This window comes from Nostoc sp. PA-18-2419 (assembly GCF_005869855.1).
Lineage (GTDB): Bacteria > Cyanobacteriota > Cyanobacteriia > Cyanobacteriales > Nostocaceae > Nostoc.
Map to the genome: position 1 here is coordinate 50,165 of NZ_SZNH01000025.1, position 25,808 is coordinate 75,972.

General features: G+C 40.5%; 20 protein-coding genes and 1 pseudogene. 8 read left to right on the plus strand and 13 right to left on the minus strand.

Translation table 11 applies throughout. The features are described 5' to 3' along the window. Positions 1-38: 38 nt before the first annotated feature. Together FCR06_RS22460 and FCR06_RS22465 are read right to left on the minus strand one after the other, a co-directional pair. The gene (locus FCR06_RS22460; RefSeq protein WP_138503667.1) at positions 39-1,349 is read right to left on the minus strand and encodes an efflux RND transporter periplasmic adaptor subunit; all 1,311 of its coding nucleotides are present in this window, start codon (positions 1,347-1,349) and stop codon (positions 39-41) included. A gap of 263 nt (positions 1,350-1,612) precedes the next feature. Next, positions 1,613-2,599 carry a LysR substrate-binding domain-containing protein gene (locus FCR06_RS22465; protein ID WP_138503669.1) on the minus strand — a complete coding sequence of 329 codons (987 nt, stop codon included), beginning with the start codon at positions 2,597-2,599 and terminating at the stop codon, positions 1,613-1,615. A 270-nt stretch (positions 2,600-2,869) separates the two neighbouring features. On the opposite strand from FCR06_RS22465, the gene FCR06_RS22470 reads away from it, so the two are divergent. The 3 genes from FCR06_RS22470 (at position 2,870) to FCR06_RS22480 (ending at position 5,178) form a co-directional block, all read left to right on the plus strand. Then, positions 2,870-3,574, plus strand: coding sequence for a cadmium resistance transporter (locus FCR06_RS22470; protein WP_138503671.1), 705 nt, complete (start codon positions 2,870-2,872; stop codon positions 3,572-3,574). Positions 3,575-3,716: 142 nt separating this feature from the next. Continuing rightward, positions 3,717-4,367, plus strand: coding sequence for a hypothetical protein (locus FCR06_RS22475; RefSeq protein WP_138503673.1), 651 nt, complete (start codon positions 3,717-3,719; stop codon positions 4,365-4,367). A gap of 253 nt (positions 4,368-4,620) precedes the next feature. Further along, positions 4,621-5,178, plus strand: a complete 558-nt coding sequence (locus FCR06_RS22480) for a DUF202 domain-containing protein (RefSeq protein ID WP_317616835.1) — start codon at positions 4,621-4,623, stop codon at positions 5,176-5,178. 24 nt (positions 5,179-5,202) lie between these two features. Here the strand turns inward: FCR06_RS22480 and FCR06_RS22485 are convergent, their stop codons facing one another. The 3 genes from FCR06_RS22485 to FCR06_RS32900 all read right to left on the minus strand — a co-directional run bounded on the left by FCR06_RS22485 (position 5,203) and on the right by FCR06_RS32900 (position 6,946). Continuing rightward, positions 5,203-5,925: a class I SAM-dependent methyltransferase gene (locus tag FCR06_RS22485; RefSeq protein WP_138503674.1), complete on the minus strand. Its 723-nt coding sequence runs from the start codon at positions 5,923-5,925 to the stop codon at positions 5,203-5,205. A gap of 319 nt (positions 5,926-6,244) precedes the next feature. Then, entirely contained in the window at positions 6,245-6,367 is a 123-nt protein-coding gene (locus FCR06_RS34360) for a hypothetical protein (RefSeq protein ID WP_262984702.1), read from the minus strand. Between the two features lie 429 nt (positions 6,368-6,796). Then, entirely contained in the window at positions 6,797-6,946 is a 150-nt protein-coding gene (locus tag FCR06_RS32900; RefSeq protein ID WP_189523531.1) for a hypothetical protein, read from the minus strand. Positions 6,947-7,085: 139 nt separating this feature from the next. Between FCR06_RS32900 and FCR06_RS22495 the strand changes: the two genes are divergently transcribed. After that, positions 7,086-9,782, plus strand: a complete 2,697-nt coding sequence (locus FCR06_RS22495) for a beta strand repeat-containing protein (RefSeq protein WP_138503676.1) — start codon at positions 7,086-7,088, stop codon at positions 9,780-9,782. A 236-nt stretch (positions 9,783-10,018) separates the two neighbouring features. On the opposite strand, the gene FCR06_RS22500 is transcribed toward FCR06_RS22495, so the two are convergent. From FCR06_RS22500 to FCR06_RS22520, 5 genes are all read right to left on the minus strand, one after another. Next, complete coding sequence (locus FCR06_RS22500; RefSeq protein WP_138503678.1) at positions 10,019-10,735, minus strand: pirin family protein; 717 nt, start codon at positions 10,733-10,735, stop codon at positions 10,019-10,021. Positions 10,736-11,205: 470 nt separating this feature from the next. After that, positions 11,206-11,778 (minus strand): DNA starvation/stationary phase protection protein Dps, encoded by a 573-nt coding sequence (gene dps, locus FCR06_RS22505; RefSeq protein ID WP_138503680.1) that lies wholly within the window; start codon positions 11,776-11,778, stop codon positions 11,206-11,208. Positions 11,779-11,894: 116 nt separating this feature from the next. After that, positions 11,895-12,941, minus strand: a complete 1,047-nt coding sequence (locus FCR06_RS22510) for an aldo/keto reductase (RefSeq protein WP_138503682.1) — start codon at positions 12,939-12,941, stop codon at positions 11,895-11,897. Positions 12,942-13,240: 299 nt separating this feature from the next. After that, positions 13,241-14,233 (minus strand): DNA-methyltransferase, encoded by a 993-nt coding sequence (locus FCR06_RS22515; protein WP_138503683.1) that lies wholly within the window; start codon positions 14,231-14,233, stop codon positions 13,241-13,243. Positions 14,234-14,467: 234 nt separating this feature from the next. Further along, positions 14,468-17,104, minus strand: a complete 2,637-nt coding sequence (locus tag FCR06_RS22520) for an EAL domain-containing protein (protein ID WP_138503685.1) — start codon at positions 17,102-17,104, stop codon at positions 14,468-14,470. Between the two features lie 1,098 nt (positions 17,105-18,202). Between FCR06_RS22520 and FCR06_RS22530 the strand changes: the two genes are divergently transcribed. After that, positions 18,203-19,030: a methyltransferase domain-containing protein gene (locus FCR06_RS22530; protein ID WP_138503689.1), complete on the plus strand. Its 828-nt coding sequence runs from the start codon at positions 18,203-18,205 to the stop codon at positions 19,028-19,030. Here the strand turns inward: FCR06_RS22530 and FCR06_RS22535 are convergent. Then, the gene (locus FCR06_RS22535) at positions 19,010-20,830 is read right to left on the minus strand and encodes a ShlB/FhaC/HecB family hemolysin secretion/activation protein (protein ID WP_189523532.1); all 1,821 of its coding nucleotides are present in this window, start codon (positions 20,828-20,830) and stop codon (positions 19,010-19,012) included. The two genes, FCR06_RS22530 and FCR06_RS22535, sit on opposite strands and share 21 nt — an antisense overlap. A 1,357-nt stretch (positions 20,831-22,187) precedes the next feature. Between FCR06_RS22535 and modD the strand changes: the two genes are divergently transcribed. Then, a complete protein-coding gene (gene modD / locus FCR06_RS22540; RefSeq protein WP_138503691.1) occupies positions 22,188-23,039 on the plus strand; it encodes a ModD protein in 852 nt (283 codons plus the stop codon). Between the two features lie 590 nt (positions 23,040-23,629). Beyond that, complete coding sequence (locus FCR06_RS22545) at positions 23,630-24,307, plus strand: hypothetical protein (RefSeq protein WP_138503693.1); 678 nt, start codon at positions 23,630-23,632, stop codon at positions 24,305-24,307. A gap of 42 nt (positions 24,308-24,349) precedes the next feature. Here the strand turns inward: FCR06_RS22545 and FCR06_RS32905 are convergent, their stop codons facing one another. Next, positions 24,350-24,520, minus strand: a complete 171-nt coding sequence (locus FCR06_RS32905) for a hypothetical protein (protein ID WP_189523533.1) — start codon at positions 24,518-24,520, stop codon at positions 24,350-24,352. Positions 24,521-24,599: 79 nt separating this feature from the next. Between FCR06_RS32905 and FCR06_RS22550 the strand changes: the two genes are divergently transcribed. Then, positions 24,600-25,043 carry an RpiB/LacA/LacB family sugar-phosphate isomerase gene (locus tag FCR06_RS22550; RefSeq protein ID WP_138503695.1) on the plus strand — a complete coding sequence of 148 codons (444 nt, stop codon included), beginning with the start codon at positions 24,600-24,602 and terminating at the stop codon, positions 25,041-25,043. Between the two features lie 202 nt (positions 25,044-25,245). Here the strand turns inward: FCR06_RS22550 and FCR06_RS22555 are convergent. Next, positions 25,246-25,513, minus strand: a pseudogene (locus FCR06_RS22555) (heavy metal translocating P-type ATPase); the annotation flags it as partial. Positions 25,514-25,808: the final 295 nt, after the last annotated feature.

Sequence of the window (25,808 nt, forward strand, 5' to 3'; positions counted from 1 at the left end):
ACCATACGCCTGATAACCATTCACTGTTTGCGGTTTTATTAAGATTCAGGAGCGATCGCCATACCATCGGTAAGATTAAGCAGTCCTGAGATAATAATTTTATCTTCTGGCTGTAACCCCTCAATCACTTGATAATTATTACCTTTGATTTGACCTAGCTGGACTCGTTTTTGCCGAGCTATTTGTCGAGACACACCCTGAGGAGAGTTTTCGCTTTCAACTACATAGACAAAAGTTTGCCCACCGACACGAGTCACTGCTGTTGTTGGAATCAAAATTCCAGGGCGCTCATTCCAGATGACTCTAGCCCTTGCCAATTGATTTGCACGTACCTGGCCATTAGAGTTCTTAAAAAGTGCCTTAATCAGTATCCCTTGTGTTTCATTACTCGTATTAGGTGCAATGAAAAATACTCTAGTTCTACCCAATTTCTGACCTTGTGTGTTCATAATCTCCAATGGCATTCCCTCACGCAACATGGGTTTTTGCTGTGGAGGCACAGAAACTTTAACTTCTAAAGGTTGATTTTGCATCAAGGTAACTAATGGTGTAGAAGTATTAACCAAATCACCCACTTTCACCGAGATGTCGCCAACTGTACCACCAAAAGGAGCAGTAATTTTCTCGTACTGGAGTTGTTGTAGCTTAGGATTTACATTAGCTTGCTGTAAGGATTTTTCAGCTTGTAAGATGGTGGCTCGTTGGGCTTGAATCCTAGAATCAATTGCATTTAGACTAGTCCTAGCCGCGGCGAGCCTACTAGCGTACTCATTGCTTGCCAGTCGAGGTACCGCTCCTTGTTGAGCTAAGCTGAAATACTTTTCGTATTCCTGCTGGCTGAGTTGTACATTATTAACGTAAGATGGCCGTTCTGCTTCCAAAGACTTGAGTGTAGCGCGAGCATTTTCCAGTTGAATTAAAAATCCCTGAGGTGCAGCATTAATTCCATTGACTGTTGCTTGCTGCGCTTTTGAGTCTACTTGGATAATTGCTGCTCCTAGTGCTACTGAATCTCCAGGTTTGACAAATATCTGGGTGATTTGACCTTGAATCGCTGGTCTGAGGCTAACTGAGCGCTGTGACTCCAGAGTAGCAATAAAATCTGAACTTTCCTCAATGATGCCGCTTTGAACTGTAGATATTTTGACTCTTACCCCTTGAGGTTGCACGTTAGCAGTTGAAGGTGCCCAATTATGTGGAGTCAGCAACCGCCAAACTATAGCTGTACCGCCTAACAATACTAGTGCAGCTAAAAATAACCAAAGCCACCGCCGTTTTTCTGGAGGTGGCTCAAATGAGGTTTGTGAAGAATTTTCTCCAAAATCAGTTTGAGGCTCTGGGGATGTCATGGCTGATAAGGAATTTAATGAACAAATTAACTAAAACTCAATCAAGATTTTATCTGTTGAGATTGAAATTCCTGACTTTACATGAGCTATTGTGGCAAATTATATATTTGCCCATTCAAATATACTGTTTTGATAATTCTATCTAAATCTATCTAAAGGTGAATGATTTATTTAGAAAAATGGTTATACGAAAGTGAGCTCAGGGAATAATTAGATGGAGAAAARAGAATAACAAATCACAAATGACAATTGATAATTAACAATTAACTTTTAATTTTTCCTTTTTCCTTTTTTGTTGAATGTTGATGTGAATTCTTGAGCGTAGACGATATCAACATTTGTTCAAAGGCTTTGGAAAGAGCAGTTTGAAAGCGCTGACGATGCTTGAGTTTGAAAAAAGGTCGAACTATTTCTACGATCGCACTCTCACCTTGTCTATTATCAATCACTCGAATTGGCTGTAGAGTTCCCAGTTGAATTTCTTTTTTGACCATCAACTCAGAAATTCCAGTTGCACTTACGCCATTTTCAATCGCTGCTTTTGCCATCTCACCACTAGTGAACACTAAAATTACATTCAGTTCACTGAGATTGATTCCCCAATTTTGCAAGGCTTCCTCAAATCTCTGCTGTGTTCCAGATTCCGGCACCCGCATTACCCAAGGAGTTTGAGTTAATTGGCTTAACTCAATTTCTGCTTGCTCAAACCAAGGATGTTTTTCACCTACTACAATTTGCAAGCGATCGCTACCGATAATTTCATATTCTAAAGTACTCTGAAGCGCTGGCTTCACATCTCCTTCCACCAAACCCAAATCAAACTGTCCCATTGCTGTTCCCACACAAATTGTTTCTGCGTTAGCAAGGGTACAGTCAATTTGGATACCGGGATATCGGCTCTTAAACTCACTAATCTTGCTTGGTAGCCAATAATTACCAATTGTCAGACTTGAGCCTAATTTCAATTCACCCCGTTGCAGATTATTTAATTCCCGCAATCCCCTTTCAGTCAAGGAGACTTGATCGAGAATTTTCTGCGCCTCCACTTGCAGTAACTTACCAGCCTCAGCAATCTCGATATGACGACCGATCCGATGGAACAACTTTACACCGTATTCTTGCTCTAAGTTCTGGATTGCTGCACTGACGGCGGGTTGTGTAATATAAAGTTCTTCTGCTGCCCGAGTAAAGTGTAAGTGCTGCGCTACAGCCAGAAATATTTTTAGCTGCTCAAGCGTCATTCCTGCCATTGATAGTATCCCTAAAACTTGGTGTCAAAATTTTCATCACTTCCATTTATCATTTTGACAAAAAAAAGCATTTGATTCTATCATTTAGTTTGCCTAAAGTATAAATCAAACCTTTCTACGTAGTTATGGGTCATTTTTAAGTAGACTGATGCCCATGACGCCACTTGCTTTTATAGCAGGAACGCTAAGAGGGAACAAGCCTCTTAACCCGTCCGACACAGTGGCTCTCCAGTGCCCAATCCCCAATCCCCAAAATAAGGACTTGCATAAATGAGCGGTTTAGTCACTGCAATTACCACAGGAATTATGGCATTCAGTGCCACAAATATCGATGATATTGTGATTTTAACCTTGCTTTTTTCACAAGTAAATAAAACGTTCCGCAGTCGTCACATTGTTAGTGGTCAGTATCTCGGTTTTGCAGCACTGATTGTCGCTAGCCTTCCGGGTTTTTTTGGTGGACTAATTATACCGCAATCGTGGATTAAATTACTTGGTGTAATACCAATAATTATTGGTATAAGTAGTTTATTAAAACGGGAAGAGGATTCACCACAAGAAGTTTCCGAAGAAACTGAGCATTCTAATCCCTCGGTAATTACCAGTTTTCTATCTCCGCAAACATGTAATGTAGCGGCGATCGCCTTTGCTAATGGTAGTGATAATATCAGTATTTATGTACCTTTATTTGCCAACTTGGAGTTAGAAAGTCTGCTGCTAATTTTGGGCGTATTCTTTTCCTTAGTCGGTGTCTGGTGTTATGCGGCTTATCAGTTAACTTACTTACCTGTGATCGCTCAATTTTTAACTGATAATGGCAGTACTTTTGTACCTTGTATATTAGTTGGCTTGGGCGTGTTTATTGTCTCGGAAAATGTCACTTGGACTCTTTTATCTGTAGTTTCTAGTTATCTATTTTCATTAATTTTGAGCAGGGGTCAGAATTCAGAAGTCACAATTCAAGAGTTAGAATAGTTAAATACTTACAGCAGATTTGAAGGAAAGTGAATTATATCAAGTAAATTTCAAAGCTCGGTGTCAAGCTTATTTGACTGAGAAACTATAAATTTTTTGAAAAACTTTTGGAAAAAAATTACTTATCAACAGGAATTAAATCATGAACATCTGGAAATCTGTGCTAATTGTTTTGATCATTTTTGTTAATTTAACCTTTGCTCAACCTTCTTTTGCTGATAAACCAAAATTTAGCAAAAACCCTGATTACATCGAAGTCACCAAAGCACTGAAGCAACTTACTCAGGCTAAAGAAGCCAGAACAGAACTTACAGGTGTCACACCAGAAGAAATTCAACAGAAAATCGATGAGTTAGCATTTCAAAAATATTCTTTAGAGACAGGAATTAACTGGGGTCAATGCGAGAATAAAACAGGTAATACGATTGCAGTATACGGCAAAAGAGCAAATGAGGAAGAGGATGACGATGCTAAATACGAGAATAGTTTGTATTTTCTAGCTGATGGTCAGTCAACTAGAAATAACTGGGATTGTGATGGATTATATCTGCCAAATGATGCTAAACTTGCAGCCCTAAATGGACAAATTCAAGAATGGAAAGAATCTGTAGCTATTAAAGTACCTGACGGCAGTAAGCTAACGATTAAAACCAATCCTGATAACCCAGCAATTGAAATCAACATTCCTAATGCTCAAATTGTTAAAGCTAATGAAGTGAACTGGTTTATCCCAAATGTATCGCAAGCTTTAATAAATACACGAGTTCCAAATGCGCCTACTGAAAAGTCTTAAACAGCTAACACCAAACACTAGTTACTGAAATCTGTTTCTTAAGGATTATTCTCAAATTTAACAKGGTAACAGCCAAAATCAGAGATAAAACAGTACAAGCACTGGCAAAAAATCTCTCTGATGTTGGCTGTTTTATTTAAGTAATTACTGCTTATCGTTGGCTAAAACCCTGATTTTCATGTTGCGCTTGCTGCCCAACCTTCGGTATTTGAGAACGAACCAAAATTTTAATTAAAATAAAGTTAGCAAAAAAATGTACAATCACAATAAATATATTTCAGCAGCACAATTAACGCGTTTAATGCAAGTTCTCTGGAAGGAGATTTGTTATTACTTCGGCGTTTTTTGGAAAGGAGCCTCTTTGGGGATAAAGGTATTTTTAATGCAGTTAAAATCGAAACCCACAGAAGAAGACAAAGGTCAAAAGAAAGCAGGACGACTCAATCCATCTCGCATCCGAGACCATCTAGCAAATGAGCGTACATACCTGGCTTGGATGCGGACAGGGATTGCTCTTTTGGGTTTTGGCGTGGTCATTGTGCGTCTGCGTGCTTTCCAAACACCTTTAGTACCCCGTCCTGGTAACGGTTGGAAGTTAGGTTTAGTCTTCTCGCTAGTGGGTTTGATTACGGTATGGCTGTCAACGGGACATTATTTTGCTGTCCGTCGTGATATTGAAGAAGATACTTACGAACCAACAGACCGCTGGGTGCTGCTGTTTACTTTGGCTGTGATGATTCTCGGCGCTGGAGTTATCTATTTTGTTTTTACAACTTCTTTAGATCCGACAAGTCCAGTGATTCCTGAGTAATGGTCTTTTGAACTGTTGGCTAATTTAAAACCGCACTTTGTATAACTCAAATAATTCACCTGATTTCTGGCTTATTAGTTTACCACCAGCACCTTTAATCGTTTTTTCCCATTGAGCTAGAGGTTCTAAAAATACCTCAGCACCCAGATAAGTTTCCAGAACTGCCCAATCTTCTGCTAAAGGCTGTTCGGGATTGAGAACGTCAAATACAAAATGTCCACCTGGTTTTAAGACTCGTTTGACTTCTGCTAAGACAGTATTCCAGTATTCGATTGGAAAATAGCAGCTAAATCCTGTAGCGATCGCCAAGTCAAATTGGGCTGATGAATAGTTTAAATCGTGAGCAGCTCCCAATTCAACACCTTTGAATAGCTTGGAATTCAACTGCGGCCCGCGAGAATTGAGAATATCCCGCGCCACATTACTGATTTCTTGTCCATAAAAAAATGCTTGCCAATCTCGCCAAGGATAAATTAACAAACTGACACCGCAGCCAATATCTAAACAGTGCTGGTTCTTTTGAGGTTTGGCAACTTCCCAAAAAGGTGAAGCAATTCTCCCAGAAAAATTGCCGCCAGCCCACTCCCGAAAAATGGGCATTGCTTGAACTTCAGCTGGAAGTTCAACAGGTTGACCAAGATATTCTCGGTTAAAGCGGTAGGCTACTTGTGTTAATGTTTCTTGCCAGTTGCTTGATTTATGGGTGGCAAAGAGATTTTGTAATTGCGAATCCGGCTTTTTAGGCATGAGATTTTTGCTAGTCTTTCTAAGAATTGTATTCAATTCGCTTTGGGTTCGCACCCCTATCCAATCACCTACTGGAGTTTGTCCGACTTCGTAGCTGTAGCCAATATCCTAAAAACTGATCCTGTAATAAGTGCAATGCTGCAAACATTGGTTATGAACTCGCTGAGTTTGCGACTATTGTAGCTATTATCAGCATACTCAATTGTTCGTTTCTCCAAAAAACCATCTTCGCTGCTTGTAGTCCCACTTCATATTGCTGCGGTTTTAGTTTTGGCTAATGCACCGATAATTTATCGCTAGTTTGATAAATTTGCAATTATTATCGTAACGATGGTTGTAGCAAAGTAGATTGAAATGGTTGCAATAGAATACCGAGAATCTTATTAACATCATTGATGTAACATTCAACTGTATCAATGTATGCTGTTAGTCCTTCCAACATTAAAAATCGTCAGTTGCTTCCACTAGTGACAACTCCATAAATTGCCTTAAAACGGCAAAACCATACGTGCGGATAGTGTGGTTTAAAAATACTCACTCAGGAAAAGATACATCTGCATCATAGTGATGGAGACCACCATAACTGGAAGGCAAAAAATCTTATAGCAGTTCATTAAAGCTGCCACAATTACATCCACATGAGTAAAAACAAAAGTTAAGAATATCGGAAGTCATATATAGCTAAAGTTATACGAACCTATCCCACTATTCTAAAAATCCCTACTTCTTTTTGGAAAATATGCTTGAAAACCTGAATTTTTCGTTTTCATTTTTGAATAAGCTTAAGCTTTGTAGCACAAATATTATTAGTGGGATAGGTTCACGTACGAATCTAACATAGAGGTGTAGGACATAATAGTTCCCATCGACTCTACTGACTTTGGCTGTTATTGATTTCGAGTAAGCGATCGCCTAAAAAAGCGTAACCATTCACTAATTCTGGCAAGGAATGCAGCAACTTATTTAAAATAGCAAATGTTGACTCAGTAAAAAGACTGAGTTGAGCAAGATACTGCCCCAAAATCCACACAGGAAACTATAAATACTAGAGCTTGAATTTTCTACTCTTGGAGAAAAAATTCCAGGAATTTTTTAGAGAAACCGATCGATTGTTTGAATCAGCAAAACCACAGTACTAATCTAATTTAGAGGATTTTGATATGTCTAGACTTACTGTTCCACCTAATTTTATTGGTACCCACTGTAGCGATACTTTAATCGGACAAGAGTTAAATGTATCTCTAGCAATTGGTATTGATATTTTAACTGGAGGTTACATTCGTACACTGTCAGGAAAAGACACTATCTCTGGCACTGGTACTGGTATTACCGGTAGCGACACCGACAGCAGCAACGGCGGTACTGGCACAGGTATCAGCAACAGTGGCGAACTGAGTACAGGGAACCAAGAAGACACTATCTCTGGCACTGGTATTGGCGGCAACGCTGCCGACGGTTTGAGCAACGACGACAATGGCGGCAACGGTGGTAATGGCACTGGTATTACTAACAGTGGCAAACTAAATACAGGGCAGGGGAAAGACAGTATCTTTGGCACTGGTACTGGTGGCAACGGCGGTGACGGCTACGATAGTTTTAGCAACGGTGGCGGCTTTGGCGGCAGCAACGGCGGCGACGGTGGTATTGGCACTGGCATTGCTAACAGTGGCAAACTAAATACAGGGGACGGAGACGATGCAATCGCTGGCACTGGTACTCGCGGTAACGGCGGCACTAGCTACAAGGACAATGCCATAGAACCCAACAAAATTGGTGAAGCTGGTACTGGAACAGGCATCGCCAACAACAGTGGCAGTATTAATACAGGGGACGGAAACGACACGATCGTTGGCACTGGTACTGGCGGCAAGGGTGGCAGCGCCAACAATGGCTTTGGCGGCTTCAACGGTGGCGACGGTGGTGCTGGAACAGGCATCGCCAACAACAGTGGCAGTATTAATACAGGGGACGGAAACGACACGATCATTGGCACTGGTACTGGCGGCAACGGTGGCGACGGTGACGGTAATGGCTCCTACCGCGGCACTGGCGGTACTGGCATTGGCATCGCCAATAACAATGGCAGTATTAATACAGGGGACGGAAACGATGCGATCGTCGGCACTGGTAATGGCGGTGAAGGTGGCAGCGAAGGCACGGGCGAATACGGCTTCTACGCCAGCAGTGGCAGCGGCGGTACTGGCACTGGCATCGATAACAATGGCTATATTAATACAGGGGACGGAAACGATGCGATCGTCGGCACTGGTAATGGCGGCAGTAGTACTGACAACAGTATCCGCTTTGGCGGCAGCGGCGGTGATGGAACGGGTATCAGCAACACCGATGAACTGTATACTGGAGATGGAGAAGATACGCTCACTGGCACTGGGATTGGGGGTAAGTTCGACAGGTTCGCCCAGTACAGTGGCTCCGGCGGTGATGGAATCGGCATTGCTAACAGTGGCAGTATTAATACAGGAGACGGAAAAGACACCATCAACGGCATCGGTACTGGCAGTAACAGCATTGACGGCTACGCCTCTTTTTCCGTGGCTATTGGAATCGGCATTGTTAACAGTGGCAGTCTGAATGCAGGGGATGGAAACGATACGCTCGACGGCACAGGCACTGGCGGCGATGGCGACCGTGAAGGCGGTACTGGCACTGGCATTGGTAATAATGGTAGTCTGAATGCAGGGGATGGAAACGATACGATTGTCGGCACTGGTAATGGCGGCGACGGTGGCGGAAGTGACAACGGCGAAGGTGGCGACTCGGATGGTAAAGGCGGTACTGGCACTGGCATCGCTAACAACGGTGGTAGCCTGAATACAGGCGACGGAAACGACGCGATCGACGGCACAGGCAACGGGGGTAACGGCGGCATATTCTTTTACCCTTACGACGGCACTTACACTGGCGGTACTGGCATTGGCATTGCTAATAGTAGCAGCCTGAATACAGGAGACGGAAATGATACGCTCAACGGCACAGGCAACGGCGGCAACGGCGGCGACAGTGACAACGACGACGCCGCAGACGACCTCGACGCCAAAGGCGGTACTGGCACTGGCATCGCTAACAGTAGCAGCCTGAATACAGGGGACGGAAACGACACGCTAAACGGTACAGGCAAAGGTGGCAACGGCGGCGACACCAGCAACGGCGACGATGGCGGTATTGGAATCGGCATTGCTAACAGTAGCAGCCTAAATGCAGGGGATGGAAACGATACGATCGACGGCACAGGCAACGGCGGCAATGGCAGCAATGGCGGCAATGGCGGTATTGGAATCGGTATCCAGAACACTAAAGACGCTACCATCACTACAGGCTCAGGCGAAGACGCTATTATCGGTTACGGGAATAGCTCAGGAACAAACGCCACAGCTTATGGTATTTTCAATGATGGAGTCATTAATACCGACAATGGTTCTGACAAACTTACCGGACAGGCATCTTCAACGATTGGTGGTACTGCCTATGGCATTTATGGACAAGGAACCATCAAAACTGGCAATGGCAATGACGAAATTACCGCCATCAGTATCATAGATGGAGTTACACAGAAAGTCTCTATCGGTGGCGGGTTGACCATTGCTTTAGGCGCTGGGGATGATTACTTAAAAGGATTCGGGCAAGCAACTGTTGATGGCGGGGACGGTTTTGATACCCTGGATCTGAGCGCTTTCAATCGCTCACAAATCACTGTATCTGGTATTACTTCTGACAATACTCTTAATTCTGCTTCTTTGAGTTTCAACAGCAATGGAAACACCATTAGCTTGTCTACGACCGGCTTTGAGAAATTTATCTTTGCAGATGGCTCTTTCTCCTACAGCACTTTAACCTGAAACTAGGATTACCACAATCCAAGTATCAAAGAAGAGCTGTTGCTGAATTTAAGAATGAATCCTTGTAGAAAGGTAGCAGTGCTACGTCTCTACAAGGATTTTGGTATTATGAGGACTTACGCAAAAATTCTGAATTTATCGAACTTCTAAGACCTTAAGAACGCCAACCATTCGTAGAATGTGCGTAAGCCCTAAACTACAAATTGCTGTAGCTTTTTTCAACCAGACTTAGTACATTAGGCTAAATCAAAAAGCAAGATTTCACCGCCAATATCGGTGCTAATTTCTAGCTGTTCTTCGCCGTTGATTTGTACGCCATCACCTGCTCTAAGTTCTTCACCATTCAAGTTGACTATACCTTGGGCTACTTGTAACCAAGCATAACGACCAGGTTTTACTTGATAATTAACAGCATCACCTGACTCTAAAACAGATGCATATAAATCAACATCTTGATGAATTGTCACAGCACCATCACGCCCATCTTTAGCAGCAATTAAGCATAATTTGCCGCGCTTTTCTTCAATCGGAAAAGCTTTTTGTTCGTATCTTGGTGTCAACCCTTCTTTATCAGGAAGAATCCAGATTTGTAGCAAGTGTAGTGGTTCAGTTGACGAAGGATWAACTTCGCTGTGGCTGATTCCAGTGCCAGCACTCATAATTTGGGCATCACCAGGACGAATTACTGAGCCTGTACCCAAGCTGTCTTTATGCTCTACAGCACCTTCTAAGACGTAGGTGAGAATTTCCATATCCCGATGACCGTGGGTAGGAAATCCAACACCAGGGGTGATGCGATCATCATTGATTACCCGTAGAGAGCGAAATCCCATACGGTTAGGATCGTAAAAACTTCCGAAGGAAAATGTGTGATAACTATCGAGCCAGCCTGTTTGAACGTGACCGCGGGCGTTTCTATCATGAATTAGGTGGGTGATTGTATTTTGAGACATAGATTTACCTCACTGTTTATTAGTTTTAAGTGTCAAAAACTTAAATATTTAGTTACTACTAATCACGTAGTTTGTCTTGTTACTTTTAGCAAGTATTACAAATTCCTATCTTTTCTATGAGAGACTTTGCCAAATTAATGGAATATAGCTGATTACAAATTCCTAATTACTTTTGAACTATTTAAATAATAAAACATACATATAGAAAATGAAAAGTACGCACTTAAAAGTAAGATACTTACCAAAAAGATACTGTTAAATTTTATTTAAATTTTTGAATGATGACTGTTAACTGTTGACTGGAAGCAGTAGGATTTTTTCTAAAGGAAGTCTCTTAGGCATATCTTTTAATATTTAGTTTGTTACAACAAATATGAGCAAAGTGTTTAAAGTACCTGATAAAAAAGGGTGCGTTAGACTAAAATCTAACGCACCCTAGTACTACTAAATCCAGTATTTTTCAGAAGTGTTTATTTAACACCAGCAGGTATTCTTTGAGTTGGAGTAGTATTCGCTTTGCCATTCTCCGCCTTAATTTCTGCTACTTGCAAATGAGCTTCTAAGAACCAGAGTCGTTTGTCAATGGTGCGGGAAATTTCGGTGTAAAGGTCAGCGGTATCGAGGTCGCCTAATTCATCGGTTTTATCGATCGCTTGCCGCACATGTTTAGCATAGAGTGCATAACGATCTGACAACGCTGTCACATGATCTTTACCATCCAAAATATCTAAGGGATATTCTGGCAAAATTGAATTACTAGCTGCGGCGCGGGCTGTTCCATAAGCGTATCCGCCTAAAGCTGTAACGCGTTCAGCTAGCATATCGATGTATCCTTCCAATTCTCCAGCAAGTTCATCAAATAATAGGTGTAGCTGGTAGAAGTCAGTTCCTTTAACGTTCCAGTGCGCTTGCTTTGCTTGGGTTTTCAGATCCGAAGTAGCTGCCACGCTTTGATTGAGAAGTACCACAATTTGCACTCGCGCTTCGGCAGGAATGTCAATGCGGGTTGGGTACAGACGTGATGCAATAGTGTTGTCGCTCATGGATCTTACGTTAATGCCTTTTATATCTAACTTTACAGAAAATGCTTGGCTGTGCGAAACTCTCTGACGATAGATTGAATTAATGCCTGAATGTGTTAAGATTTATGACTAAGAAGTTAGCTACGATGGTTTTCTATGGTATCGAATGTACCACCGAAAAGACGTTCGTGAATAACATTACTGTGCAAAAAGTCATGGGGGAAACCCAGTTCGATTTGACTCACTTCATCTAATCGTTGCAAATTTTCTGGTGAAAGTCGGAGATCTAAAGAAGCTAAATTATCTTGAAATTGCGTTAATTTACGTGCCCCAACGATTGGAATAATCGCCCCACTTTGAGCGTGTAACCAAGCTAATGCTACTTGTGATGGTGTGTGTCCAATATCTGCTGCAACTTGGCTGACAACTTCAGCGATCGCTAAATTTTTCTTAGAAATTTCTCCCCCTAAAGTCTTAAGTCGCCCTTGGCTCCCTTCTTGAGAAGACTTATTATACTTACCTGTCAGCACACCACCACCCAAGGGTGACCACGGTGTTACTGCTAAATCCAAGGCTTTAGCCATCGGGATTAAATCGCGTTCTGGTGTCCGCTGAATCAAACTATACTCAATTTGCAGGGCAACAAACTGTGTCCATCCTTGGAATTGAGCGATGGTATTTGCTTGAGAAACAATCCAAGCAGGGGTATCAGAAATACCGATGTAAAGTACTTTTCCTTGACGAACGACATCATCAAGCGATCGCAATACTTCCTCAATAGGTGTGGTAAAATCCCAAGCGTGCAACCAGAATAAGTCAATATAGTCAGTATTCAACCGCTTCAGGCTACCTTCTAAAGACTGGATTAAATTCTTGCGATGATTTCCACTACCATTGGGGTTACCGTTTTTGTCAGTCATCCGCAAGGGAAAGGAATATTTCGTTGCAACTACAAAGCGTTCCCGGTCTTTGGCAATTAATTCACCGACAATTTTTTCACTGCTACCATCGGTATAACCATTGGCGGTGTCAATAAAATTGCCTCCTGCTTCCACAAAAGCATCAAAGACTTTACCGCTTTCGTCTTTGGAAGCCCCCCAACCCCAATCTTCACCAAAGGTCATGGTTCCTAAGCAGAGTTCAGAGACTCTTAACCCACTTTTGCCCAAGAGTTTGTATTTCATGAATATTTTCTCTTTAATGAAAAAACTATGCCAATATCGCAAGCGAATTAAAGGTTAGGACATATTGAAAGCGTGGATGTTAGGAATAGTCATGTTTTACATCCAGCAAGAACAGCAAGAACTGCCTTGTCTTCGACACGCTACGCGAACTGCCTCCTGTTTTACTATCTCAAAGGCATGATAACTATAAATCAGCAGTGATGTCTGACTTAATGCATTAACCTACAAAAATTTATATCAGGTTCGGTTAAAGTTTGCTACCTACCTAATAGTCTCCCGATGCAAGAATGTTTCAAAATCTAATTTTCTTCAAATCTTAGTTTTGAACTTCTGATGTAGTCTTCATCAATCTCAAAAGCTAACCATTGTCTTTGTAAAGTTTCTGCAACTCGACCTGTCATATTAGAACCAGCAAAGGGTTCTAAAACAATATCGCCTGGTTCTGTACAAAGATTGATGACAAATTCTGGTAAAGCTTGAGGAAATCTTGCCGGATGTGGCTTCAAACCTTGTTCTTTACAACGCCTTTGGTAATAATCATTTGAAGCAGTATTCGAGGCAGAAATTACATTTACGGGTTGAAGTAAATCTTCAGATGAAGTTTCTTCTACAATAGTATGTTGTCCTATTTCTTCTTGGTATCTATTAGAATTTCCATCAATAATGTTCGGGGGAATAGCCCCTCCTCTATCGTTACCAAATTTATTTGAAATATCATGACCTGATGGTCTAACTTTGGGTTTATATCCATTTTCGAGCAGCTTTTTCATTGCATCACTATAAGGCTTTAAAACTCTTCTATTATTAGCTTTAGGATGCGGTTCTTTTGATAGCCACCAAACTGTATTCACTGAATCTTTAACTCTTTCCCTACGAACTGTCACCCATTCAGCGGGGGTAGGTAGTTTAGCTGGATTATACCAATACAATTCCTGTGCCAAATAAAACCCGAGCCCACCTTTTTCTTTTGCTTTGCATAGAGTAATAACCAATTCAAAATGATAAAGAGAGCGAACTGGCATTCCTTTAATCCAGCTGCCACCAATATCAATCACCAGCGAGCCTGTTGGTTTCAGAATACGATAAAATTGTGCCGCATAATCTTTAAACCATTCAACATATTGAGCTGCATCAACGTTTCCGTATTCTTTTTTACGAACTAGCGCAAATGGTGGAGACGTACAAATCAGGTCAATACTTGCTTCAGGAATATTCGCCATTAATTCTAAGCTATTTCCTAAATAAGCAGCACCAAATCTTGTTTCGTAGTAAGGTTTACAATTAAGTCTCATCTAAACTTTGTTAGTATTATTGTACGCACCTAGACAGTATTATCCATAAAAGCATAAGTTTTCCAACTATTACTTATTTTTTGAGCTATTGGCTGAGTGAATAGAAAAATCGGCAAGTATGTGTGCCAACTGTAATATATATTTATAAATATATATAATTAAAGATTTTTATACACATTAATACTTAATTTTGACGAAAATCAAACATTGTCCGAAAAGTTTGATTTTTGAAAGCTAAAGCATTGGTCGTTTACTTTCAAGGACTTCTGTTGCTTTTTGAGCAGATAGTGGTCGGTAGAATAGAAAGCCTTGTACATCCTCACAATTGATAGATTTCAAAAACTCTAATTCCTCTTCGTTTTCTACCCCTTCGGCTGTCAGCCTCAATCCCAAGTTCCGCCCTAAGCTAACTATGGCCTTGATAATATGAGCTACTTTGACATCGTGGGTCAAATCTTGGATGAAAGATTTATCGATTTTCAAATTGTGGAGTGGCAAAAGCTGTAAGCGCGAGAGAGAAGAATGACCAGTACCAAAGTCATCAATGGAGAGATGAACACCCATTTGCTGTAAATTTTCTAATACAGTTCGGGTGAAGTCTAAATCCTCAATAGCTGTAGTTTCGGTAATTTCTAACTCTAAAAAGTGGGCTTCTAGCCCGGTTTGTTCTAAAATTTTGGCTACAGTCTCTACTAATTGTGGTTGGCGAAATTGCTTAAGAGAAAGATTAACAGCGATGGTTAGGGGTGGTAAGCCTGCATCTTGCCAAGCTTTATTTTGGCTACAGGCTGTTCGCAGCACCCATTCACCAATGGGGACAATTAATCCACTTTGTTCAGCCAGAGGAATGAAAACACTAGGTGCAACCAATCCCATCTCTGGGTGTTGCCAACGCAACAAAGCCTCCATTCCAGTAATTTCTTGTGTACTAATATTTACTCGTGGTTGATAATATAGAGAAAATTCTTTACGTTCTAGAGCATAACGCAAGCTTTTCTCTAAAGTCAGGAGTTCGGGATTCTTGGCGTTCAGCGAAGCACTGTAGAATTGATAGTTATTTCGCCCTTTATCTTTGGCGTGATACAAAGCTGTATCTGCGTGCTGGATTAGTGTTTCAGCGTCAGGACTGTTGCGGTCGAGCAGCGCAATCCCAAGACTGGCACTGATGTAAAGTTCATGCTCTTGGAGATGGAAGGCATCTTCTAAAGTTTGTAAAATTCTCTGCGCCACTTGGGTTACTTCTTCGATATTATTCACTCGCGGGAGTAAAATAGTGAATTCATCGCCTCCCCAACGGGCTACGGTGTCTCCTTTTCTAAGTGAGTCTTTTAATCTTTGAGCGACATTTTGTAATAACTTATCTCCCAGCGTGTGCCCAAGAGTGTCATTGATTACCTTGAAGCGATCCAAGTCGAGGAAAATCACAGCTAAACTTTCCCCGTTGCGAGTTGCATTCGGCAGGGTTTTGCATAGCATCTGGTCAAATAGTAGGCGGTTAGGTAATCCTGTCAGCAGATCATGGAGGGCTTGATAGCGAATCTTTTCTTCTACCTGCTGGCGCTGGCGTGCGCCAATAATACTGGCAGCCATCGTCAACAGGGTAGATTCTTCGTGTCTTGACCAATGACGCTCAAAGGTGCAGTCTGCCAAGCCAAGATAACCCCAAAACTCGTTTTCCAGCCGCAGAGGTACTAGAAGCAGGGATTGAATGCCATCTCGAATCAGGAATTGTTGTTCGGCGACGAGAAATGTTTGGGTGAGTCCGCTAATTGACTGCCCATTAGAGAGAACATTGTACCAACGGTTTAATCCAGAAGCTTCATAAGGTTGATTTTGCCAAAGATGCCCAGTAGGTTGAATAAAAGAGCGTGTCCATTCAAACCGCAGGCTCATTGCTATTTCTCCTGTGGTTGGATGGGGATGATTTTGAAAAAGATAGGCACGATCAGCCTTAGCAGCTTCGCCCAAAACAGCTAGAGCTCGCTCAATACCAGTTTCGTAATTCATTTCGCTGAGCAAATAATTGGCAGCTTCTGCAACTCCTTGTAGCAAGCGATCGCGCTGATGTAGTTCGGCTGTAGCTTGTTTCTGTTCTGTAACATCCCTAACAATAAAAGTTCTAATTAAATCACTTTCAGGAAGATAGAGAACCGATTGTTCAAAAACCTCTGTACCTACTTCCACCTCACGCATAAAAGAATTTTTTTCTAGATTATTAACTGCATCTAATAGTCCAGTTAAAATTGGGTGTTGCATCCCAATTTCTCTGAGTTTGGGAAACTTGAGAGTTGCAGCTGGATTGAGATAAGTTACTGTTCCCTCTAAATCCATTTCAATAATTGCATTGGGAATCAGTTCTGGGAAGGATGCTAGGCGAGCAAGAGCAGCCTCACTAGCTGCTTCAAAGGTGGTATCAAGAGCTAAGGTTTGAAAAGGATTGACAGGATTGGTTTGCTCTGACAGAAAATCAGATAAATCTTCAACATCGCATGATTTAGAAAATGCTTGTTCTGAAAGATTGGAAATAGCATAATATTGAGCTTGAGCTTGATTATTCCCAAATACAATGAGATCTCCATGCTTAAGGTTGTGAGAGAAGCATCTATCGCCATTCACGAACAAGCCATTGGTACTTCCTTTGCCCTTGTAGTTTCCATCGATAATCTGGAAGCCATATTGGTCAGTTTCTGGAAGAGTAACTCGTAATAAAATTGCATGCTGCATTGATACTGATCGGGAAGCTAAGACAATAGTATTAGCCGAATGCCGTCCTATAGAATAAGTAGCCTCTCTCAGGGCAATAGTTCGCCGCCCTTGCATATCTTGAACAATCAACAGATGGCGTATTTTTTCTAGCTCATTTCCTAGCATAGCTGTTCCTCAAATTCTCATATCTTTAGGTCTTATATCAAGTTCGCTTAATTACTTATAATTCAAAATTCTCCGCCTCAGAGAGTCAGCCCTAATTATAAGCATTCATCCAAACATGATATTAGTCGGAAAAATACTGCTGACTAAGTTCATACTATTAAGTTTTGCTTTTTGGTAAATTTACTCAACTAAATTTCTTACTATGTGCAATTCTAAAATTCGTATGAGAATGCAAATCAATCTTTTTCTTTAAAATTTACCTTTAAGGATAAGATATCCAATTGTTTAACCAATTTTTCTCGTAGAACTCCGAGCTGTTTTCTCAACTTATACATAATTTATTAACTCTGATCTTTAATCTATATCATCTTTTTTTAGGATACCCAAAATTAAATCAAATACAGAGTTTTATATATAGTATATTTGCGGATTTTTATTTTAATTTGATGTTAAATCGCGAAAAAACCACAGAGTTTGTAACGAGCTTCTATTGCTAAGTAAGTCTAAAAAGTTAAAAATAAAAAAGCAAAAAAAATATTTAGATATCTATATAATTAAACTTTTGATATCAAGTCCGGTTAATTATTGATAGTTCTCCAAATCTATGCATAAATCATAAATTCCTTTTTACTCCTGTTAATAAATCTCAGCAATAACTGCGGTCTTAGAGGCTGTTTAAAAAGTTTCAGGAAGTCAAATTTTCAACTAATCTAGAGGATGTTTGAAAAGTTTTTAGGGGTCAAAATTTCTACTAACCGCCTCACCATGATCCGGATCATAGCAAGGTAAATAAAAGTCTCTGATGTTTCGGGCAATAACTCATAGTCAGTAGACCGAAAAGTTTTGCCAACATCAGAAATTAGTAGCCTGTAATACCGTTTTTGGAGAAAAGTGTAAAAGCTGATTGCTGATAATAAATTATAAGTTAAAGTTATTAATAAAGCCCAAAAATTAACCAAAATCAGCCGGACGGTAAACAAACTTCGCAGGCTAACCCATAGTTGTGGTCTACTAAGATTCTTTCATCAGTAAGCATCATCTCAGCGTTCTAAAAATGAGTATAAAATAAAACAAATCACACCTCAAATAAATACTGCTATGTCGTCGCAAAACTATGTTTTTCAGGACAATCAGCATGATACAGAACATATCCGGCTATCTGCAATCCAGGATGAGTTCGACCCTGATTCGCGTCGCAGGCTTTCTCAAATTGGTATTGCTCCAGGATGGTCAGCCCTTGAGGTTGGTGTCGGTATGGGGTCGATAATGAGTTGGATGGCGGATCAAGTGAGTGTTCAAGGAAAAGTAGTAGCAGTAGATATTGACACACGTTTTATCAAAAACACAAATCTACCTAACGTTGAAGTACGGTGTCTAGACATTGCAAAAAAAAAGCTAGATACCTCGTGCTTCGACGTATGCCATGCTCGTTACGTATTACTGCACATCCGTGATTGGAAAAAGGCTGTTGAAAACATTTGGCAATCTCTTAAGCCAGGGGGTTGGCTAGTTATTGAGGAGCCAGATTTCGAGACATCCAAGGCAGTCGCTCACCCTGACAAAGAGTCAGTTAATCGGGTCAATAAAGCAATCTTGGCGATGTATGAGTCAATGGGTATTGATCCTTGCTTTGGGAGCCGCTTACCTCAAATTTTTCAGCAGCTTGGGTGTGAGAAAATCATGGTTGAAACCTATGTGCCTTTTGCAAATGGTAGGTCACGCATTTCCCAAATTATGAAAATGTCGGCACAGCATTTGGCAGAACGCTACATTGCAACTGGTGTGTGCTTGCAAGCCGATGTAGAGCGATACATCGCTGTGGCAGATGATCCGTCAGTATGGGCGTACTACTACACAACAGTAGCTACAATTGGGCAAAAACCTTTACCTCATTTGGTAACTAATTTAAAAAGGATTATAGATTAAGCTAAAATACAAACCGTTTTCTTGTAATGTTCGATCGCTTGATTCAACAGATATTAAAGGAATTCCCCAGTCAAGACGAACAGTGAAACGTGAGCCTTGTGACCAACGCAATCCCAAACCAACGCCAGCTAGAGTATTAGGGTCGGGATTATCTCTATCAGAACTGTTCCAACCAACACCAAAATCAACAAATGGGATAACCTGCAAGGTACTATCTATCTTCGATAAATGCAGAATCGGTATTTGAACTTCAGCAGAAACAAAAGTGCCATTATCTGTTAAAAGGTAATCTTGACGATAGCCCCGAATGCTATCTTGTCCACCTAATCCAAATTGCTCTATGGGTAAAAGAGTTCTGGATGCTAATTGTGTATTTAAGCGAAGTAACAGTAAAGTTTCGGGAGCTAAAAGGCGTGCCCACTGCGCTTGTCCTTGCCAAGCAAAAAAACGGCTATCAGGAGGATTTGCATTAATCGTGGCATCCAACGCATCAATACCCAAGTTAAATTGAGACCGCAGGGCAATGACTTCACGGCTGTTGCGAGAAGTCCATTCTTGAAAAAATCGCAACGCAGATACCCTAGTGCGTCCCTGTTCATCGGCTCCAGGTGAAATTTCAGATGCGGGTACTCCTTCTCTCTGTAAAAAAGAGGAAATATCACTCTCCCGTCGGGAGGCTGTTAACCCAAGGGCAAATTCTTGTGTAGGAGTTTGAGTTATTGGTTGACGGAATGTCAATTCGTAATAGCGAGAATCGGAATGAATATCTAGGAAGTCAAAAGGACGTTCAATGACATTGCTTGATGTGATGCCATAGTTAAAGCTAAGGGTTCCGTTGCGGGGATTGAGCGGTAATATGTAGCTAGCGTCTAAGGAGTTACTACCATCGGTATTAGTGTAAGCTATACCCAGACTATCTCCCAATCCCAATAAGTTAGCTTCATTCAATTGTAATCGCCGTCGGAAGCTACCAACACTAGGCGATCGCCCATTATCTAAAACTATTTGGCTACTAAAGGTTTTTGCCTCATTAATCTTGACTTCTAACAGACTCACACCTGTGTGCGACCCTGCTGAGAGTTCAGCAGAGAGATTTTTAATCAAAGGATTAAGCTGCAAAAGTTGTAATGCCTCTAACAGACGTTGCCGATTCAAAGGGGGTGATGTAGCTATTGCTAATCTACTGCGGATATAATTGGAGTTCAACCGCCGAGTACCAGTTATTTGAATGTCTTCTAATTTACCTTCAATTACCTGAATTTTTATGACACCAGATTGGATTGTTTGCGGTGGGATATAAGCACCAGAGGTAATGTAACCATTTTTGACATATAGGTCAGTAATTTTGGAGCGTGCCTGATACACTTGACTCAGAGAAATCGGTCGTTTAGTAAATTCAGCAGTAGCTTCGGCTAGCTGTTTGGGACTGAAAACTGTGCTACCAATAACTTCAAATCTTTGAACAACAATAGTTTGGGGAAATTTGTCAGGAACTGGCTGCTCTGGTGTGGGAGTTGGGGTAGAGGGTAGAAATAATTCTGCTGGTGGAGGAAGTTGCTGTGGCGGTTCTGGTGAGGGAAGTGGGGAAGGTGGGGATGGTGGTTGAATATCCTGTGGTGGTGGGATATCCTGTGGTGGTGAGACTGCTCGTTGCGACAAGATGAAATTATTATTTGGTTGTTTTGTAGAAGCGACAGCCTGAGCTTTTAAGGGTATGGAAGCTAAGGTACTGAAGGATATACATATATCCAGTGGTAATAACCACAATATTGCAATATTAATGGAATATTTATCAATCATTGCACTGAAATATTTTTGCTTTTAAATTATGAGAATATACGGGGACTGTTATAGATGTGAATCTTACTTCATCTTTTGCCACTAAAGTTAATATTTTCAGCAAATCTCAATTGAAAAGTTGAATTAAATGTTAATTGCAGATTTAAAAAATTAATAAGTATTATCTAGAAAGCCCCAATACTGAAAAATAGGTCGAAGCAAAAGCTTTGAATGACCAGTAGTGCTGCTGGCACTATACGGATAAGAAGGCTAGAAATTGCATCAGGAGTAAAAATTACTCCAATCATTACTAAGGAATCAGTTGACAGTCTCCACCTGCACAAGGGAAAACAAGCAACCACTGTGATTTAAACATCATACATTATAATTGCTACAAATCAGAAATAAGTAAATAGGGTATGGCGATCACTTCATATAGTGGATTACCCATTAGCTATAGATGTAGAAAAGAAACCTTTTAACCAAAATATTTTTGGGAGCGATCGCTCTGTATGACTCTGATAGAGTAAAGTCCACTATTACTAACTTCCCATCTAGGTAAGGTGATGAGTATTTTATTCTGTCAGATTTTAATGTGATAACCGAGCCGCCATTACAAGTATAACTTTCACACCCAAGTTATTGGAGGCTTTTTAGACAACAGAATTGATATTGTGTTGATATTTAAAGTTATGTATTCTGTCACCAAGGGGAAAAATAATATCTTCACAAGATGTCTTCTTGAGCATCTAATTCTTGAGCTATGGTCATAGAATGGATAGGGCATCAATTAGTTATCGATTTATTTTAGCAATCCTTGTAGAACGCCTAAAATAAATCAGAAAAATAGCGTTACTGAATTGAAGTATGAAATTTTAAAACTCAATATCTCAAACTCTTGCTCTGTGCGCCTCTGTCTTGGAAAGTTCTTAGGGACTTCCAAGAAATAAATTATTCAATTTCACCCCTATCAAAACGACTTTCTCTCCCCCTGCCCCCTGCCCTAAAAGCGTTCGCGTAGCGTCCCGTAGGGATGGGATATTTTTTTATTTGGAAGTCCCTTATCGGAGGAAACCTCTGCTCAGACTTTCTGCTGCGTCTGTGCGTGAGGTAAATTCATACCTGAATTCAGCAACGCCAGAAAAATTATAGAAATGCGTTCGCCATAATTTATCTACACAAATGACGGCGAACGGGAGCAATCACGTCCTTTTCGAGCTGAACTTTTTCTCTTTGATGCAGACTTGTACTCAAGATACTACTGCGAGGTTATGAATATCACATTATTAAGCCTGGAAATCGTAGCGATCGCTACTGTTTTTCCAACTATTTTGGTAATAGTTATAGAATACTCTCAAAATAATCTTGAATACCCATAATGAGTGTTTTCTTCTCAGATGAGGCGATCGCTAGGTTAATTCAGGAAGATGTTCCTTACCTAGATTTGACAACCCACGGACTTGGTATTGGCAAGCAACTAGGTGAAATTGAGTTTTCTACCCGTCATCCAATGACCATTTGCGCGACTGAAGAAGCAGCCAGAGTATTAAAATATTGTGGTGCTGAAGTTCATTATCAAGTAGAAAGTGGTACAGTCTGTCAACAAAAGCAATTAATTCTACAAGCTAGCGGCAGTGCGATCGCTTTACATAGTGGTTGGAGAGTTGCTTTAAATTTGCTCGAATATGCTTCTGGCATCGCTTCACGCACCAGAGTATTAGTAGATAGTGCTTTAGCTGTGAGTCCATCTGTTTCGATTGTGACTACTCGTAAATGTTTTCCAGGTACTAGAGCGCTTTCTATCAAAGCAGTTTTAGCTGGTGGAGGCTTTTTTCATCGCTTAGGATTATCGGAAACAGTTCTAATTTTTAACCAACACCTAATATTTTTGGGAGGTATAGCAGGGCTAATTGAGCGTATGAATGAACTAAGACGACAATTTCCAGAACAACCTATTTGCGTGGAAGTAGATACACCAACAGATGCTTGGATGGTTGCTCAAGCAGGTGTAGATTTAATTCAGTTTGATAAAATTCCGATCCCAGACCTTGAGCCTCTAGTTTTGAAGCTGAAGCAGCAGTATCCGAATTTAAAACTAGCGGTAGCTGGTGGTATTACCTCTGAAAATATAAAGGATTATGCAAGCACTGGTGTAAATATCTTAGTTACAAGTTCACCGTACTTCGGTAAACCGTGCGATATTGCAGTCAAAATGAAGATGACACAGTAGTGCATTTTTAATTCAGTTTGATACTTAAGATTGCGGTTGCAAAAATACAGGAGTCGAATTGTATAGAACAGCGCTTAGGCAATACTTAGAAAGGAAGTAGAGGCTGAGTCTCAATTATAAACAGTTTATTAGCTTGATAGCTAGCCATTTCTAGTTTCTAAGGTAAACGGCGATCGCAAGCTTCTTTACAATATTAAGCTTGACTATTTTCAAAAGAAATAAAAATTAATTTTGTTAACATTTAATTACCATATTATTTGGTATTCTACTCAATAAGTTGGTATTATCTTCAATACATTAGACAGATAGACTTATCCATTTTGAAAAACGCAAATCTCGTAAGAAGTTTGCGGCTATCTTTGGCGTAAGAATTCATTAGTTTTTAATAACTATTATTGAAAACTAGCTATTTTGTATTGTGTAGTAAGGAGTTGAAAGTTGAACCAGAGAATTATTTTTATTTTGGTTCACAAAATTTATTGTCAACTTGCTTAGTTTTGACGAGCAAGATACTAATTTTGCGAAGCAAACAGCTTTCAGCGAAACTATCTAGTTTTTCCAATATTCAATAGTAAACGGAGAAATGTTTGATGCGTTTTACCCGCCAGATACCCATTGCCTCTTTGATATTATCAACAGTATTTTTATGGCAGCCTACTTTAGCTGATTCCAAAACAGATATTAACTGGGAACGGGGAGAAAAAATATCATCTGTCTGGAATCAAAATAAGTGTCCTGGAGGTTCTTCACAAAGTTTTCGCTTGGGTGGAGAAGTGAATAATCCAACCACTTATAACTTGCAAAACTTGAGAAATTTACGAGATGTTTTAAAAAACCAAAATCCAGCAGTAGTTACTGAAGTCACTGTGACCTTTCAAACCGGCTCAGGTCCCCGAACAGAAACATACTATGGAGTTCCACTCTGGGAATTGATTAATAATCCAAAAGCTGGAGGTGGTCTCAAACCTGGAAATTCGGGAGTAAATACTAAAAACTCTTTTCTCAGGCAATATGTTCTAGTTGATGCCACAGATTGCTATGGCGCAGTCGTAGCTATTGGTGAAATTCAACCTAACTTTGAAGGTAAAACAGTACTAATTGCATTTGAAAAAAAAGCTAGTGATGGTACAGTCGTGTCTTTAACAGATGATGGATTTGCTCGTTTAGTAGTTTCAGGTGACAAAGCTGGAGGTCGTTACGTTAGTAATGTGACAAATATCGTCATATTATCGGCTCCTCCTTCTCCTTTGAAACGAAAGTATTTCTAACAATTTTTACCTCAAAGACTCCTAGAACAAAGGATTTTCATATCACTTGATGGTAGTTGCCAAGAATACACTACTTTCTCTATTTTGCAAAAAGTTGGAGTGAAGTAAACCTTTGCTCCAAACTTCTTTACTAAGCGCTGCGGGAACAGGGATTTTTCCCATTCCTGCAATTGCTACAGATAAGAGTAAATTAGGTTGTGGCGATCTCTTCATGGGTGCATCGCTATGCAGAAAATTGTCTCTACTTATCGTAAGATGAGACAATAGGCAGACTACTTTGAGAGGGGAAGGGATGAGAATCGCTATTGGCAGTGATGAACGCACTAACCTTACCGACATAATACTCGAAGAACTTAAGCGACGTGGGTACGAAGTTATACCCTTCGGTTCACTAGCGGAGAATAATCCAGAAGTTGATTGGCCTATCAGTAGTAGTAAAGTTGCTTTAGCAGTAGCAACCCAGAAAGTAGATGAGGGGATTGTTTTTTGTTGGACTGGTACTGGTGCATCTATTGCTGCTAACAAAGTCTGTGGAATACGTGCTGCTTTGTGCCATGATGCTGAAACGGCACGCGGTGCCCGCATCTGGAATCATGCCAATGTCCTAGTATTAAGTTTACGTGCAACTACAGAAGCGATCGCCAAAGAAATATTAGATGCCTGGTTTAGCACGCCCTATTCTGAAGATGATTGGAACTTGCTACAAATCAAGCGAATTGGACAATTAGAGAGATGAGATGAAGAGGTAAATAGGCTGATATTATACTGATATTTGCGTGTTATCTTATACTTTATTCTTTTTCATTTGTAAGTTTGAAACAAAAAATTAATCTAATTTTTCATACCTGACGAATTTTCATCGATTTTACTTCTCCTGTTTCAATATATACAGTAAATATTTAATATTCACGTTCATATTCAGTTGCCAAAGAAATAGTTTATTTTAGCAATCTTAGACCATTCAAGGTAACTAAAACTGTAGAACCTTCATGGCCAATAACGCCTATTGGTAAGTTAATATTTCCTAGAAAGTTGCCCACTAAAAGCAACACAATAAAACCCAATGCTACGACTATATTTTGTTTGACCATAAGTTGCGATCGCCTGCCCAAATGTATCGCCACAGTAATTTTTTCTAACTTGTCTCACTATATCTGCGGTTTCCAATGCCACATTGCTACCTGCTCCTCCCATTGCTATACCTATAAAACCACCAATGAGGTCAACAGCAGGTAGCAACAGTAGCGCCAATTCCAAAGCACCAAGATGCAAGGCGAACCATCCCAGAAATAACAGTAAACCATAAACTAGGGCTGCTAAGATATTTGCGTGTTTTCTGGTGAATTGGGTAAAACACTGTGGGTAAAGCATAAGAGTTGAATTAACAGGGATATTCTCACGCTAAACCTTGACATTGATGTTAATGTCAAGGTATATAATGATTTTGAAACGTAAAGGTACGCACAGTTAGATGTTTACCGATGGTTTTGGAGTGTTTTTT

Coding starts and splice junctions, on each gene's coding strand:
- FCR06_RS22515 (WP_138503683.1), bottom strand. CDS start 14,233: ATGAGACTTAATTGTAAACCTTACTACGAAACAAGATTTGGTGCTGCT.
- FCR06_RS22485 (WP_138503674.1), bottom strand. CDS start 5,925: ATGCCTAAAAAGCCGGATTCGCAATTACAAAATCTCTTTGCCACCCAT.
- FCR06_RS22530 (WP_138503689.1), top strand. CDS start 18,203: ATGTCGTCGCAAAACTATGTTTTTCAGGACAATCAGCATGATACAGAA.
- FCR06_RS22510 (WP_138503682.1), bottom strand. CDS start 12,941: ATGAAATACAAACTCTTGGGCAAAAGTGGGTTAAGAGTCTCTGAACTC.
- FCR06_RS22545 (WP_138503693.1), top strand. CDS start 23,630: ATGCGTTTTACCCGCCAGATACCCATTGCCTCTTTGATATTATCAACA.
- dps (WP_138503680.1), bottom strand. CDS start 11,778: ATGAGCGACAACACTATTGCATCACGTCTGTACCCAACCCGCATTGAC.
- FCR06_RS22465 (WP_138503669.1), bottom strand. CDS start 2,599: ATGGCAGGAATGACGCTTGAGCAGCTAAAAATATTTCTGGCTGTAGCG.
- FCR06_RS34360 (WP_262984702.1), bottom strand. CDS start 6,367: ATGTTGGAAGGACTAACAGCATACATTGATACAGTTGAATGTTACATC.
- FCR06_RS32905 (WP_189523533.1), bottom strand. CDS start 24,520: ATGAAGAGATCGCCACAACCTAATTTACTCTTATCTGTAGCAATTGCA.
- FCR06_RS22480 (WP_317616835.1), top strand. CDS start 4,621: ATGTACAATCACAATAAATATATTTCAGCAGCACAATTAACGCGTTTA.
- FCR06_RS22550 (WP_138503695.1), top strand. CDS start 24,600: ATGAGAATCGCTATTGGCAGTGATGAACGCACTAACCTTACCGACATA.
- modD (WP_138503691.1), top strand. CDS start 22,188: ATGAGTGTTTTCTTCTCAGATGAGGCGATCGCTAGGTTAATTCAGGAA.
- FCR06_RS22535 (WP_189523532.1), bottom strand. CDS start 20,830: ATGATTGATAAATATTCCATTAATATTGCAATATTGTGGTTATTACCA.
- FCR06_RS22470 (WP_138503671.1), top strand. CDS start 2,870: ATGAGCGGTTTAGTCACTGCAATTACCACAGGAATTATGGCATTCAGT.
- FCR06_RS22475 (WP_138503673.1), top strand. CDS start 3,717: ATGAACATCTGGAAATCTGTGCTAATTGTTTTGATCATTTTTGTTAAT.
- FCR06_RS22495 (WP_138503676.1), top strand. CDS start 7,086: ATGTCTAGACTTACTGTTCCACCTAATTTTATTGGTACCCACTGTAGC.
- FCR06_RS22460 (WP_138503667.1), bottom strand. CDS start 1,349: ATGACATCCCCAGAGCCTCAAACTGATTTTGGAGAAAATTCTTCACAA.
- FCR06_RS22520 (WP_138503685.1), bottom strand. CDS start 17,104: ATGCTAGGAAATGAGCTAGAAAAAATACGCCATCTGTTGATTGTTCAA.